Raw genomic sequence first — 14,684 nt, 5'->3', positions numbered from 1 at the left:
CGTTTCCCGGCCAACCCCGTATCAACTGGACCTTTCGGACCGGTCACCCGGCCTCGGGGTCGCCCTTCGTGTACGTCAGGCGTTCGACGGACCCGGGCTGGAAGTCCTCCTCGATCTTCTTGCCGTTGACGAAGAGGTCGATCGCGCCGGCGTCTCCGAGGACGAGCTGGACCTTCGAGCTGTCCTGGAAGGTCTTGGTGTCGCCCTGCTTGAGGACGCCGTCGAAGATCATCCGTCCGTTGTGGTCCTTGGCGGCGATCCAGCTGCGGCCGTCGGCGGCGACCACCCGGACCGTCACCTTGTCCTGCGGCGCGGCCGCGATGGCGCTGTCGGACGACTCGGGCTTGGGGTCGGCGGGCTTCTTGGTCTTGGTGGTCGGGGAGGCGGAGTCGCTGGGCGTGGAGCCCTCGGCCACGTTCGCCTCGTTGCCGCTGTCGTCGCCGCCCTGGAACATCGTGAAGCCGACGAAACCGATCACGGCGACGATCGCGGCGACCATGGCCGCGGTCCAATTGGGACCCCGCCGCTCCGGACGGATACGTTCCGCCTCGAAGAGGGGAGCGGCCGGGGTCGGTGCCGGACGCCCGCCGTGCTCGTCGCCGTGCTGGGCGAGCAGCGGCTCGGGATCGAGGTGGACAGCCTTGGCCAGGGTCCTGATGTGCCCACGGGCGTAGACGTCCCCGCCGCAGGCGGTGAAGTCGTCCGCCTCGATCGCGTGCACGATGTTCATGCGGACCCGGGTGGCGCTACTGACGTCGTCGACGGTCAGCCCGGCGGCGATACGAGCCTGCTGCAGGGCACGGCCGATGGAGGGGCGGGCTTCCTCGCGGTCGGGTTCGACGTGCTCGTTTTCGAACGGACGCTCGTCTTCAGGGGAGTTGCCGATGGACACGGGGGCGCCTTTCGAGCGTGTAGCCGCCTGTGCTGGAAGTTCAGTCTAGGGGGGTACCAAAAGGGTGGGGCAACCGGGCGGTGTCACTTTGTACGCCATCGGAATGGCCCGACATTCCGATGGTGGGGTCGCAGGGTGTCGCTTCCCTCAACTTGACGTACGCCGATGGGAAACGGTTGCTCGATGATCCCTTACGGGTGAGTCACGATCCGGACACCCGATTGCCGTAACGCCCCGTGAGGCGATCACCGTGTCCCGTTTCCCTACCCTTCAGACTCCCCCCGGATCAGGGCGAGCACGCCATCCAGCTCATCAGGCTTCACAAGAACGTCACGAGCCTTCGAACCCTCGCTCGGTCCGACGATGTTCCGGGACTCCATCAGGTCCATCAGCCGGCCGGCCTTGGCGAAGCCCACGCGCAGCTTGCGCTGGAGCATGGACGTCGACCCGAACTGCGTGGAGACGACCAGCTCGGCCGCCTGGCACAGCAGGTCGAGGTCGTCGCCGATGTCCTCGTCGATCTCCTTCTTCTGCTTGGTGCCCACGACGACGTCGTCCCGGAAGACCGGCGTCATCTGGTCCTTGCAGTGCCGGACGACACCCGCGATCTCCTCCTCGGTGACGAACGCGCCCTGCATACGGGTGGGCTTGTTGGCCCCCATGGGCAGGAACAGCCCGTCGCCCTTGCCGATGAGCTTCTCGGCGCCGGGCTGGTCGAGGATGACGCGCGAGTCCGCCAGCGAGGACGTGGCGAACGCCAGCCGCGACGGGACGTTCGCCTTGATCAGACCGGTGACGACGTCCACGGACGGCCGCTGGGTGGCGAGCACCAGGTGGATGCCGGCCGCGCGCGCGAGCTGGGTGATGCGCACGATCGCGTCCTCGACGTCCCGCGGCGCGACCATCATCAGGTCGGCGAGCTCGTCGACGATGACCAGGAGGTACGGGTAGGGCTGGAGCTCGCGCTCGCTGCCCTCGGGCGGCTTGACCTTCCCCTCGCGCACCGCGCGGTTGAAGTCGTCGATGTGCCGGTAGCCGTACGCCGCCAGGTCGTCGTAGCGCAGGTCCATTTCCCGTACGACCCACTGGAGCGCCTCGGCGGCCCGCTTGGGGTTGGTGATGATCGGCGTGATCAGGTGCGGGATGCCCTCGTAGGCGGTCAGCTCGACGCGCTTGGGGTCGACCAGGATCATCCGGACGTCCTCGGGGGTCGCCCGCATCATGACCGAGGTGATCAGGCAGTTGATACAGGACGACTTGCCGGAGCCGGTGGCGCCGGCGACCAGCATGTGCGGCATCTTCGCCAGCGAGTGCATGACGTAGCCGCCCTCGACGTCCTTGCCGAAGGCGACCAGCATCGGGTCGTCGTCCTCGGCGGACTCCGCCAGACGGAGTACGTCTCCGAGGTTGACCATCTCCCGGTCGGTGTTGGGGATCTCGATGCCGACCGCGGACTTGCCGGGGATGGGGCTGATGATCCGCACGTCCGGGCTGGCGACGGCGTAGGCGATGTTCTTGGTCAGCGCGGTGATCCGCTCGACCTTCACGGCGGGGCCGAGCTCGACCTCGTAGCGCGTGACCGTCGGCCCGCGGGTGAAGCCGGTGACGCTGGCGTCCACCTTGAACTCGGTGAAGACCGTGGTCAGCGACTCGACGATGAGGTCGTTGGCGGCGCTGCGGGACTTGCCGGGGCCGCCGCGCTCCAGCAGGTCGAGCGACGGAAGGGAGTACGTGATGTCGCCGGAGAGCTGGAGCTGCTCCGCGCGCGGGGGCAGGTCGCGGGGTTCGGCGGGCGGGGACTTGGTGAGGTCGCGGACGCCGGGCTTCGGCTTCTGCGGCTCGGGCTTGTCCTGCTCGGTCCTGTCCTGCTTGCGCTTGTCCTGCTGGGGCCGGGCGGCCGGGACGGGCGTCGGCGTGGTCGCCTCCTGGTCCCCCACCCGTACGCCCTGGGTGAGGTCGGCGACGATCGGCGAGGGCGGCATGCCGTGCAGCACGGCGCCGTCGAGCGCAGCGGCGGCCGCCGCTGCGACGTCCACGGCGTCCCTGTGCCGGTCCATGTCGGGCTGCGGCACCGCCGAGCGCCGGGGGCGGCCACGGCGCCGCGTGAGCGCCTCCTGCTCGGCGCTGTCCGGGTCGTACGCAGCGGGCGCCGGCGCGCGCCTGCCGCGCGGGCGCGCGGGCAGGGCCTCGCGCCACTGCTCGTCGTAGCGCTCGTCGTCCTCGGCGAAACCGAACTCGTCCTCGGCCGGGTCGCGGACGATCCCGAGCCGCACCCCGAGCAGCCGCAGCCGCTGCGGAATGGCGTTGACCGGGGTCGCCGTGACGACCAGCAGCCCGAAGACCGTCAGCAGCACCAGCAGCGGTACGGCGAGCACGTCGCCCATGGCGTACGACAGCGGCGTCGCCATGGCCCAGCCGATGAGGCCGCCGGCGTCCCTTATGGCCTGCATGCCGGCATCGCGGGCGGGCGAGCCGCACGCGATGTGGACCTGGCCGAGCACACCGATGACGAGCGCGGACAGGCCGATGACGATGCGTCCGTTGGCCTCGGGCTGCTCCGGGTGGCGGATGAACCGCACGGCGATGACCGCGAGCAGTATCGGCACGAGCAGGTCGAGCCGGCCGAAGGCGCCGGTCACCAGGATCTCGACGAGGTCGCCCACGGGGCCCTTGAGATCGGCCCAGGTGCCCGCGGCGACGATCAGCGCGATGCCGAGCAGCAGCAGGGCGACACCGTCCTTGCGGTGGGCCGGGTCGAGGTTCTTGGCGCCCTGCCCTATGCCGCGGAACACGGCGCCGACGGCGTGCGCCACGCCGAGCCACACGGCGCGCACGAGCCGGTAGATGCCACCGGTGGGGCTGGGTGCCGGCCTGGGCGCGACCTTCTTGGCCGCGGCCTTCCTGGCGGGCGCCTTCTTCGCGGGAGCCTTCTTGGCGGCGGCCTTCTTCGCCGGAGCCTTCGCGGCCGCCTTCTTCGCGGGCGGCGGCTTCTTGGCTGCGGAGGGACGTGAGGCCATGGGTGTGAGGTTACCGGTGGAGACGACGGGGGACACGCGTGTCTACGGCTTCACCCGTTCGTGTCGCTTCGGGAGAGGCGCGAAATTGACGCGCGGTCACGGGCTGGCAATCCTGCCTGTGCGTGCGTCAGTTCTGCGAGGACACCGAGGAGGTGCTCCCGGTGCCCGGCTCCAGCGCGTCCAGCGCCCGCCGCAACCCCGTGAGCTTACGCTCCAGATGAGCCGCCGTGGCCACCGCGGCGGCGTCCGTCGACTCATCGTTGAGCTGTTTGGTCAGCGCTTCGGCCTGCTCCTCGACGGCCGCGAGCCGTGCGGAGAGCTCCGCGAGCAGCCCGGCCGACTCCTTGGCCTCCCCGCCCGCGTCATTGCCGTTGCCCTCCAACTGGAGCCGCAGCAACGACGCCTGCTCCCGCAGCTGGCAGTTCTTCATGTACAGCTCGACGAAGACGGAGACCTTCGCGCGCAGCACCCACGGGTCGAACGGCTTGGAGATGTAGTCCACCGCACCCGCCGCGTAACCCCGGAAGGTGTGGTGCGGGCCGTGGTTGATCGCCGTGAGGAAGATGATCGGGATGTCCCGGGTCCGCTCACGGCGCTTGATGTGCGCGGCTGTTTCGAAGCCGTCCATGCCCGGCATCTGGACATCCAGCAGGATGACCGCGAAGTCGTCCGTGAGCAGCGCTTTGAGCGCTTCCTCCCCGGACGATGCCCGCACCAGCGTCTGATCGAGCGCAGAGAGGATCGCCTCCAGCGCAAGCAGATTCTCCGGCCGGTCATCGACCAGGAGGATCTTGGCCTTCTGCACCATGGCCCGCCCTCCTCGCCCCGGCGTGGGGCCTCCCCTGTCCGCAGGACCTGTGGAAGCACCGGTGGGTGCCGCCCCAGGGGACGACTCCCTTTCGCCGCCCGTCCTTGTGCCGGTCATCGTAGCCGCACCCCGCCCGTCGCCACACCCTGTCACCGTGATGTCACTGTGCACGTAGCAGAAACGCAGCAGGAGACCAGAAGGTTCCCCGGATCTTGTACTTCTACACGACTATGCGCACACCGAGTCGGCAACTCCGCGTGAACACCGAACCTTCCCGGCATGGTCGCGCAACTGCCCAACGTTCCCCTCATTCCCCTCGCATCCACTGATCCATCACCGCCAGCAGGTGATCGGGGTCGACCGGCTTCGTCACGTAGTCGGAAGCGCCCGACTCGATCGCCTTCTCGCGGTCGCCCTTCATCGCCTTCGCGGTCAGGGCGATGATCGGCAGCCCGGCGAACTGCGGCATCCTGCGGATCGCCGTGGTGGTCGCGTACCCGTCCATCTCGGGCATCATGATGTCCATCAGCACGACCGCCACGTCGTCGTGCTGCTCCAGGACCTCGATGCCCTCACGGCCGTTCTCGGCGTACAGCACGGACAGGCCGTGCTGCTCCAGGACGCTGGTCAGGGCGAAGACGTTGCGGATGTCGTCGTCGACGATCAGGACCTTCTGACCGCCGAACCGGATGCCGCGGTTCGGCCTCGGCGCCGGCTCCTGCTCGGCCGGCGTCCACTGCTCCAGCTGCGCGGGACGCGGCGGCAGCTCCGGCATCCTGCGGCGCCGCCGGAACAGAGCCGCCGGCCCGTTCTGCGTCTCGCGGTACGACGTCACCTCGGCCGGCGCCTCGGCCTCGACGTCCGACAGCTCTGACGCCGACGCCACCAGGCCGCCGGCCTCGATGGCGGGCAGTTGCTGCTGGTAGCCCTGTGGCGGCAGTTCGCTGGGGTGCAGCGGGAGGTACAGCGTGAACGTCGAGCCACGGCCCGGCTCGCTCTGCGCGTGGATCTCACCGCCGAGCAGCTGCGCGATCTCCCGCGAGATGGACAACCCGAGGCCCGTACCGCCGTATTTGCGGCTGGTGGTCCCGTCGGCCTGCTTGAACGCCTCGAAGATCACCCGCATCTTGCTGGACGCGATGCCGATCCCCGTGTCGGTCACGGAGAACGCGATCAGCTCGGCGTCCGGATCGGTCAGCGACCCGGTCTCCAGCAGCTGCTCCCGGATCTTCTGCGGCACGTCGTCCCGCGCCGGCCTGATGACCAGCTCCACCGACCCGGAGTCGGTGAACTTCACCGCGTTCGACAGCAGGTTGCGCAGCACCTGCAGCAGCCGCTGTTCGTCGGTGTGCAGCGTCGCGGGCAGCTCCGGCGAGACCCGCACCGACAGGTCCAGGCCCTTCTCCGCCGTCAGCGGCCGGAAGGTGGCCTCCACGTAGTCCACCAACTGGACGAGCGCGATCCGCGTCGGGGAGACGTCCATCTTGCCCGCCTCGACCTTCGACAGGTCGAGGATGTCGTTGATGAGCTGGAGCAGGTCCGAACCGGCCCCGTGGATCGTCTCGGCGAACTCGACCTGCTTCGGGGAGAGGTTCCCCTCGGCGTTGTCGGCGAGCAGCTTGGCCAGGATCAGCAGCGAGTTGAGCGGCGTACGCAGCTCGTGCGACATGTTCGCCAGGAACTCGCTCTTGTAGCGCATCGACACCGCGAGCTGCTCGGCGCGCTCCTCCAGGACCTGCCGCGCCTCCTCGATCTCGGTGTTCTTCACCTCGATGTCGCGGTTCTGCTGGGCCAGCAGCTCGGCCTTCTCCTCCAGTTCGGCGTTGGACGCCTGGAGGGCCTTCTGCCGCTGCTCCAACTCGGCCGACCGCTCACGCAGTTGCTCGGTCAGCTCCTGCGACTGCGCCAGCAGCAGCTCGGTCTTGGTGTTGACGGAGATGGTGTTGACGCTCGTCGCGATCATCTCGGCGATCTGGTTGAGGAAGTCCTTCTGGATCTGCGTGAACGGCGTGAAGGACGCCAGCTCGATGACGCCGAGCACGCTGCCCTCGAACAGCACCGGCAGCACGATCACCTGTGCGGGCGGCGCCTCACCGAGCCCCGAGGAGATCTTCAGATAGCCGCTCGGCGCGTTCTCCACCAGGATCGTGCGCTTCTCCTCGGCGGCCGTCCCGACCAGCGCCTCACCCGGCTGGAACGAAGTCGGCATGGAGCCCATCGAGTAGCCGTACGAACCGAGCATGCGCAGCTCGTACTGGTCCTCGTCCGCGGCGTTCATGTCCTCGCCGTCGACGAGCGGCATCGCCACGAAGAACGCGCCGTGCTGCGCGGACACCACCGGCGTCAGCTCGCTCATGATCAGCGAGGCCACGTCCTCCAGGTCCCGGCGGCCCTGCATCAGCGCGGAGATCCGGGCCAGGTTGCCCTTGAGCCAGTCCTGCTCCTTGTTGGCGATCGTGGTGTCGCGCAGGTTGGCGATCATCTTGTTGATGTAGTCCTGGAGCTCCTGGATCTCCCCGGACGCGTCCACGTCGATCTTCAGGTTCAGATCGCCGCGGGTCACCGCGGTCGCCACGCGCGCGATGGCACGCACCTGCCGGGTCAGGTTCCCGGCCATCTCGTTCACCGACTCGGTCAGGTCCCGCCAGGTGCCGTCCACGTCACGCACGCGTGCCTGGCCGCCGAGCTGCCCTTCCGTGCCCACCTCGCGGGCGACCCGGGTGACCTCCTCCGCGAAGGACGACAGCTGGTCGACCATCGTGTTGATGGTCGTCTTCAGCTCCAGGATCTCGCCGCGCGCATCGATGTCGATCTTCTTCGTCAGGTCACCCTTGGCGATGGCCGTGGTCACCATGGCGATGTTGCGCACCTGACCGGTCAGGTTGGACGCCATCTGGTTCACGGACTCGGTGAGGTCCTTCCACGTACCGGCCACACCGGGTACGTGCGCCTGCCCGCCCAGGATGCCGTCCGTGCCCACCTCACGGGCCACCTTGGTGACCTGCTCGGCGAACGAACTCAGCGTCTTGACCATCGTGTTGATGGTGTCGGCGAGCTGCGCGACCTCACCGCGCGCCTCGATGGTGACCTGCCGCGTCAGGTCACCGTTGGCGACCGCCGCCGAGACCTGGGAGATGTTCCGCACCTGAGTGGTGAGGTTCTTCGCCATCAGGTTGACGTTGTCGCTCAGGTCCTTCCAGATGCCCGTGACACCCGGCACATGCGCCTGGCCGCCCAGGATGCCCTCGGTGCCCACCTCACGGGCCACGCGGGTCACCTGCTCGGCGAAGGACGACAGCTGGTCCACCATCGTGTTGACGGTCGTGACCAGTTCGAGGATCTCGCCCTTGGCGTCGACGGTGATCTTCTTCGACAGATCACCCCGGGCCACCGCGGTCGTGACCTCGGCGATGTTGCGCACCTGGATGGTCAGGTTGTTGGCCATGCCGTTCACGGACTGCGTGAGGTCCTTCCAGGTGCCGGAGACGCCCTGCACCTCGGCCTGGCCGCCCAGGATGCCCTCCGTACCCACCTCACGGGCCACACGCGTGACCTCCTGGGCGAACGACGACAGCTGGTCCACCATCGTGTTCAGGGTGTTCTTCAGCTCCAGGATCTCCCCGCGCGCGTCCACGTCGATCTTCTGCGACAGATCACCCCGGGCCACCGCGGTCGCCACCTGCGCGATGTTGCGCACCTGCGCGGTGAGGTTGCCGGCCATGCCGTTCACGGAGTCCGTCAGGTCGCGCCACACACCGGCGACCCCGGGTACCTGCGCCTGACCGCCCAGTCGGCCGTCCGTACCCACCTCACGGGCGACCCGGGTCACCTGGTCGGCGAAGGCCGAGAGCTGGTCGACCATCGTGTTGATGGTGTTCTTCAGCTCCAGGATCTCCCCGCGCGCGTCCACGTCGATCTTCTGCGACAGATCACCCCGGGCCACCGCCGTCGTCACCTGCGCGATGTTGCGCACCTGGGAGGTGAGGTTCCCGGCCATGGAGTTGACGGAGTCGGTGAGCTCCTTCCACGTACCGGACACGCCGTCCACCCGGGCCTGACCGCCGAGACGGCCCTCAGTACCCACGTCCCGGGCCATCCGGGTCACCTGGTCGGCGAAGCTCGATAGCTGGTCCACCATCGTGTTCACGGTGTTCTTCATCTTGAGCATCTCGCCGGAGACGTCGACCGTGACCTTCTGCGAGAGGTCGCCGTTGGCCACCGCCGTCGTCACCTGCGCGATGTTCCGCACCTGTCCGGTGAGGTTCCGGAACGCCGTGTTGACGGAGTCCGTCAGGTCCTTCCATGTCCCGGCCACACCCGGCACCTGCGCCTGACCGCCCAGCTCACCCTCGACACCGATCTCTCGCGCCACACGCGTCACTTCGGCACCGAAGGCGGACAGCTGGTCGACCATCGTGTTGACGGTGTTCTTCAGCTCCAGCATCTCGCCGGCCACGTCGACCGTGACCTTCTGCGACAGGTCGCCGTTGGCCACCGCCGTCGTCACCGCGGCGATGTCCCGCACCTGAGTGGTCAGATTCCGGAAGACCGTGTTCACCGAATCGGTGAGGTCCTTCCACGTCCCCGCGGCCCCCGGAACGTTCGCCTGACCGCCCAGCCGCCCCTCGGCCCCGACCTCGTTGGCCACACGCGTGACCTCGTCCGCGAAGATCCGCAGCGTCTCGGTCATCTGGTTGATCGTCTCGGCGAGCTGCGCGACCTCGCCCCGCGCCTGCACGGTCACCTTCCGCGACAGATCACCGTTGGCGACCGCCGTCGTCACCTCCGCGATCCCGCGCACCTGGGCCGTGAGGTTCCCGGCCATGGTGTTCACCGAATCGGTGAGTTCCTTCCACACACCGTCGACCCCGGGCACCTGCGCCTGCCCGCCCAGAGCGCCCTCCGTGCCCACCTCACGGGCCACCCGGGTCACCTCGGAGGAGAACGCCGACAGCTGGTCCACCATCGTGTTGACGGTGTTCTTCAGCTCCAGCATCTCGCCGGCCACCTGGACCGTGACCTTCCGGGACAGATCACCCTTGGCGACCGCCGTCGTCACCAGCGCGATGTCCCTCACCTGGGCCGTCAGCCGGTACGCCATCGTGTTGACGGAGTCGGTGAGGTCCCGCCACGAACCCGACATGCCCCGCACGCGAGCCTGCCCGCCCAGCTTGCCCTCGGTGCCCACCTCACTGGCCACACGCGTGACCTCGTCGGTGAACGTCGACAGCTGGTCGACCAGGTTGTTGACGGTCCGCCCGACCTTCAGGAACTCGCCCCGCAGCGGCTGACTGTTCCCGTCCGGTACCAGCGTGCGCAGCTCCATCCGCGGCGACAGATCACCCTCCGCCACCGCGGACAGCACCCGGCCGACCTCGGAAACGGGCCGCACCAGGTCGTCCACCAGGGCGTTCGAGTTGTCGATCGCGGTCGCCCAGGAACCCTCGCAGGCACCCGTCTCCAGCCGCTCGGTGAGCTTGCCCTCGCGACCCACCATCCGCCGCACCCGCGACAGCTCACCCGTCAGGTGCAGATTGCGGTCGGCCACCTCGTTGAAGACCGCCGCGATCTCGGCCATCACGCCGTCCCCGGACACCGTGAGCCGCTTGCGGAAGTTCCCGTCCCGCATCGACACCAGGGCCGCCATCAGCCGGTTCAGGGCCGCCGTGTCCACCTCGGTCGTGCCACTACGCACCTTGCCCTGGTTGATCGGGGACTGTCCGCCTTTCGCGCGCGTCTTCTTTCCACGCGTCGCTGCGCCAGACTCCACTGTGTCCCTCCCGCAGGGGTCGACCGTCACTGCTGTGCTCGGGTACCACGCTCGGCGTACCAGTTACTACTGCGTATTCTCCGCCCTGCATACCAGGCCGTTACCAGGGGGCTGCTGCCCAAGGTCGGTGTCGGGCACACAGCCTGCCCGGACCTTCACAAGAAGCTTGCCCAGTGTTTCACCCCGGCCGAACCAGGCCATAACAGTTCGGCAGCTTCGCACATCGTCCGCACACCCTCCGGACGGAAACACCGCAGACCGGCATCCGCATGGACCGCGAAGGTAAGTAACCTTGCATCCGGCTGTCCAGCCGCGCCGGTCCGTCCGGCCTGGGCGGTGGCACGAAGACGAGCGGGCATCGGAGGGGCGGCCGCACACACATGACCACCGGACTGATCCCTGGGGAACAGCCCCCGGACCCCGGGCCGACGGGCAGCCTGCCGCAACAGCGGGGCGAGCCGGCCGGCCACGCAGCCCAGCACGTCGAGAACCGGTCGAGGAGTTCTGTGATCACCGCGCGCGCGGCCGCCAGTTTCGAGCCCGTCGGGCGATCTGTCGCGAGCGCCCGCTCCTTCGTCCGCGACACCCTCCAGGGCTGGGGCTTCGCCGACATCGTCGACGACGCCGTCGTTCTCACCAGCGAACTGGTGACCAACGCCGTGGTCCACGCCGGCACCTCCGCCGACGTGCTGTGCCTGCGCAGCGACGAGGGCGTACGCATCGAGGTCGCCGACCGCTACCCCGAACGCGAGATCCCCCTCCAGGCCACGGCCATCAACATGGGCAGCCCCGACCGCGAGGGCGGCCGCGGCCTCCAGCTGTGCGCGGCCCTCGCCGGCCGCTGGGGCGTCGAATACACCCCCACCCACAAGACCGTCTGGTTCCAACTGGACCTGCCCGCACGCGTAGTGGGCACCCGCGCGGCCGGACCGGTCCTCCCCTCCGACCTCCTCCCCCTCGCCGACGCCAGGGTCCGCGTGGCCGTCGTCCAGATCGACCGCACCGGCCACATCACCGCCTGGAACGAGGACGCCGAGGAACTCTTCGGCTACCCGGCCGAGCAGGTCACGGGCAAGCCCCTGACCGACCTCGCGGCCTGGCCGCACACCCCCGGCACCAGCACCGGCATCGCGGAGGCCCTCCGGCTCTCCCGCTGGGAAGGCAGCTACGGCATCCGCGCCGCCACCGGCCGCGTCACCCCCGTCTACGCCTCCCACCTGCGCGTCCGCGACACCGGCGGCGAACCGTCAACCGTGTGCCTCCTGGTACGGGACCACGAACGGGCCGTTCTTCAGACGCCCCTGCGTGTCCCCGCCTCCGACACCTCGACCACCTCCGAGGGCCAGGGCACCGACCCCTTCGAGGTGTTCATCGGCTACCCCGCCCCGGACGACCTCGACGGCCTCCTCCAGCGCACGGTGGAGCGCGCCCGCGACATGCTCGACGGCGACTCGGCGTTCCTCCTGCTGGCCACCGACGACGAGACGGAGCTGGAGGTCCGCGCCTCCACAGGCCTGCCCTCGGCACGCCAGCGCTTCGCCCGCGTCCCCGTCGAGGCGGGCCCCGGCCGCTACGGTTCGGCCCGCATGCCGGCCGTCCACGACGACCTGACGGCGGTCCCCGGCGCGGTGCCGTTGCTGAACGGCACGGGCATGCGCTCGATCGTCACGGTTCCGCTGAAGGTCGAGGGCCGCCTCACCGGCTCCCTCGGCGTCGCCGCCGAAGCCCCCGGCAGATACTCCAACGAGGAGGCCTTGCGCCTCCAGTTCGCCGCCGACCGCATCGCACTCGCCGTCGAATCGGCCCGCCTCGGCGAACTGGAACGCCTGCGCCGCGGCTCCCTGAACTTCCTGGTCGAGGCCTCCGATCTGCTCGCCGGCACCCTGGACCGCGACCAGACCCTGGCCTTGATGGCCCAGATGACGGTCCCCACCCTCGCCACCTGGTGTGCCGTCTACACGATCGCCCACCAGGCTTCGGAGCCGTACCTGTCGTACGTCCTGCACGAGGACGAGGAACTCATCGACGGCATCAAGTCCCTGCTGTCGAAGGTCCCCCCGCCGGACCCGGTCCCCACCCCCGGCGCCCGCGTCTGGACGGCCCCCGGCGAAGTGGCCCACCAGGCGGCCCTGCGCAGTTCCATGCGCAGCCTCGGCCTCAGCGGCGGCCCGACCCGCCAGGTCACGCCCGGCATCGGCCCGACCCTGGCCACCGCTTCCGCCGTCGGCGGCGAGACGGTGGTCCTCCCCCTGGTCGCCCGCAACCGCGTCATCGGCATGCTGACGCTCGGCAAGCCGACCGACGAACACTTCCGCCAGGAGATCCTGGAACTCGCCGAGGACCTCTCCCGCCGGGCCGCCCTTGCCCTGGACAACGCCCGCCTCTATTCGGAGCGCACGGCGATCAGCCAGGCCCTTCAGCGCAGCCTCCTGCCTCCGGAGCTGCCCGTGATCGACGGCGTCGAGGTCGAGGTCATCTACCGCGCCGCCGGCGAGGGCAACGAGGTCGGCGGTGACTTCTACGACGTCTTCCCCATCCGCGACGGCGCCTACGGCTTCGCCATCGGCGACGTCTGCGGCACGGGCCCGAACGCGGCAGCGGTCACAGGCCTGGCCCGCCACGCCCTGCGCCTCCTGGCCCGCGAGGGTCTCAGTGGCCCGACGGTCCTGGAGCGCCTCAACTCCGCGATCCTCGACGAAGGCGCCCGCAGCCGCTTCCTCACGCTCCTCTACGGCGAGATGCGCCCGCAGGAGGACGGCAGCGCGGAACTGAAGGTGGTCTGCGCCGGCCACCCGCTGCCGCTGCGCCTGCGCCAGGACGGCACGGTCGAACCGGCCGCGGAACCCCAGCCGCTCCTCGGCGTCATCGAGGATCTGGAGCTCTACGAGCAGACCGTCACCCTCGACCCGGGCGACGTCCTCCTGTGCGTCACGGACGGCGTCACCGAACGCCGAGAGGGCGCCCGCATGCTCGGCGACGACGGCCTCGCCGACGTCCTCACGAGCTGCACGGGCCTGACGGCCGGCGCGGTCGCGGCCCGCATCATGCGGGCGGTGGAACGCTTCGCGTCGGACGCCCCTTCGGACGACATGGCGATCCTGGCGATGCGCGTCCCGGGCCTCCACAAGGACTAGGGAAACGCAAAAGGCCCCACCCGTGAGGGTGGGGCCTTTTTGATGGAGCCCCCAAACGGAATCGAACCGTTGACCTTCTCCTTACCATGGAGACGCTCTACCGACTGAGCTATAGGGGCCTGTTGCTTTTGCGAGGTCTCCCCCGCGGCAACGGAATAGATCATACCCCGAACAGGCCCGTGCTCCCAACCACGTCAGAAGGCGGGCTGCAGAAGCCCTCCGAGGGCGTTGCAGGCGGACACGATCCGCTGCATGTCCCGCTTGGTCAGCGACGCATCCACGGGCAGCGCAAGGGTCTCGTCCGAGGCCCGCTCGGTCTCCGGAAGCGAAACGCACCGCCGGAATTCGGGCAGCCGGTGCACTGGCGTCTTCACCGGCACCCGGCACTCAACTCCCCTGGCCCGCACGGCCCGCGCGAAGGCGTCCCGATCGGGTCGCCCATTGCCCGGAACCCGCACGACGTACTGCTGATAGGTGTGCCCGTCACCGTCCTCCGGCGTCCGGACACCCCGCAGCTTGGCATCGAGGTAGGAAGCCCGCGCCCTGCGCTGGGCTATCTCGTCGTACGGCGCCTCGGACTCCCCTTGCTCCAGCACCAGGAGTCCGTGCCGCTGTCCGAGGGCGTGCAGCCGCGCGATGTCGGCGAGCCGGCCGAAGCGGTGTACGGCAACCACGGCCGCGGTCCGCGAAGTTACCGTCGCTTCCACAGCAGCGGCGTCGAGGCAGTAGGTGGCGGGGTCTATGTCGGCGAACACCGGCAGCGCCCCGGCCATGGCCACGGCCTCGGCGACCTCGACGTTCCCGAACGCCGGCACGACGACCTCGTCACCGAGTCCGACACCGGCGGCCCTGAGCATTGCAGCAGTACCCATGCTGTGAATGCTGGTTGCGCAACGTGAACTTCAAGTGACGCAGAACAAAAAAGGGCTGGACCCGGAACCGAAGTTCTGGGTCCAACCCTTTCAATGATTGTTCGGCGGCGTCCTACTCTCCCACAGGGTCCCCCCTGCAGTACCATCGGCGCTGTAAGGCTTAGCTTCCGGGTTCGGAATGTAACCGGGCG

The 14,684-nt window shown here is 69.1% G+C and carries 6 protein-coding genes, 1 tRNA gene and 1 rRNA gene; 1 reads left to right on the top strand and 7 read right to left on the bottom strand.

The window, feature by feature from the left end; translation table 11 throughout:
• Window positions 1-43: 43 nt before the first annotated feature.
• From AB0G20_RS22155 to AB0G20_RS22140, 4 genes are all read right to left on the bottom strand, one after another.
• Window positions 44-892 (bottom strand): RodZ domain-containing protein, encoded by an 849-nt coding sequence (locus AB0G20_RS22155; RefSeq protein ID WP_361305081.1) that lies wholly within the window; start codon window positions 890-892, stop codon window positions 44-46.
• A 263-nt stretch (window positions 893-1,155) separates the two neighbouring features.
• Window positions 1,156-3,909 carry a DNA translocase FtsK gene (locus tag AB0G20_RS22150; RefSeq protein WP_361305079.1) on the bottom strand — a complete coding sequence of 918 codons (2,754 nt, stop codon included), beginning with the start codon at window positions 3,907-3,909 and terminating at the stop codon, window positions 1,156-1,158.
• 127 nt (window positions 3,910-4,036) lie between these two features.
• Window positions 4,037-4,717, bottom strand: coding sequence for a response regulator (locus tag AB0G20_RS22145; RefSeq protein WP_361305077.1), 681 nt, complete (start codon window positions 4,715-4,717; stop codon window positions 4,037-4,039).
• A 307-nt stretch (window positions 4,718-5,024) separates the two neighbouring features.
• Entirely contained in the window at window positions 5,025-10,487 is a 5,463-nt protein-coding gene (locus AB0G20_RS22140) for a HAMP domain-containing protein (RefSeq protein WP_361305075.1), read from the bottom strand.
• A gap of 380 nt (window positions 10,488-10,867) precedes the next feature.
• Between AB0G20_RS22140 and AB0G20_RS22135 the strand changes: the two genes are divergently transcribed.
• The gene (locus AB0G20_RS22135) at window positions 10,868-13,621 is read left to right on the top strand and encodes a SpoIIE family protein phosphatase (protein WP_361305073.1); all 2,754 of its coding nucleotides are present in this window, start codon (window positions 10,868-10,870) and stop codon (window positions 13,619-13,621) included.
• A gap of 43 nt (window positions 13,622-13,664) precedes the next feature.
• On the opposite strand, the gene AB0G20_RS22130 is transcribed toward AB0G20_RS22135, so the two are convergent.
• The 3 genes from AB0G20_RS22130 to rrf form a co-directional block, all read right to left on the bottom strand.
• Window positions 13,665-13,740, bottom strand: a tRNA-Thr gene (locus tag AB0G20_RS22130).
• 75 nt (window positions 13,741-13,815) lie between these two features.
• Window positions 13,816-14,478, bottom strand: coding sequence for a DegT/DnrJ/EryC1/StrS family aminotransferase (locus AB0G20_RS22125; RefSeq protein WP_361305822.1), 663 nt, complete (start codon window positions 14,476-14,478; stop codon window positions 13,816-13,818).
• Window positions 14,479-14,592: 114 nt separating this feature from the next.
• A 5S ribosomal RNA gene (gene rrf / locus AB0G20_RS22120) occupies window positions 14,593-14,684 on the bottom strand; the annotation flags it as partial.

The sequence above is a fragment of the Streptomyces sp. NPDC024017 genome, from assembly GCF_040638895.1.
In the GTDB taxonomy this organism is placed as follows: Bacteria; Actinomycetota; Actinomycetes; order Streptomycetales; family Streptomycetaceae; genus Streptomyces.
Note: the sequence above shows the minus strand (reverse complement) of the source record. Positions and strands in the feature narration are given on the sequence as shown.

Excerpts from the sequence above, each read along its gene's own strand:
- AB0G20_RS22150 (WP_361305079.1), bottom strand. The coding sequence starts at position 3,909 with ATGGCCTCACGTCCCTCCGCAGCCAAGAAGCCGCCGCCCGCGAAGAAG.
- AB0G20_RS22145 (WP_361305077.1), bottom strand. The coding sequence starts at position 4,717 with ATGGTGCAGAAGGCCAAGATCCTCCTGGTCGATGACCGGCCGGAGAAT.
- AB0G20_RS22135 (WP_361305073.1), top strand. The coding sequence starts at position 10,868 with ATGACCACCGGACTGATCCCTGGGGAACAGCCCCCGGACCCCGGGCCG.
- AB0G20_RS22125 (WP_361305822.1), bottom strand. The coding sequence starts at position 14,478 with ATGCTCAGGGCCGCCGGTGTCGGACTCGGTGACGAGGTCGTCGTGCCG.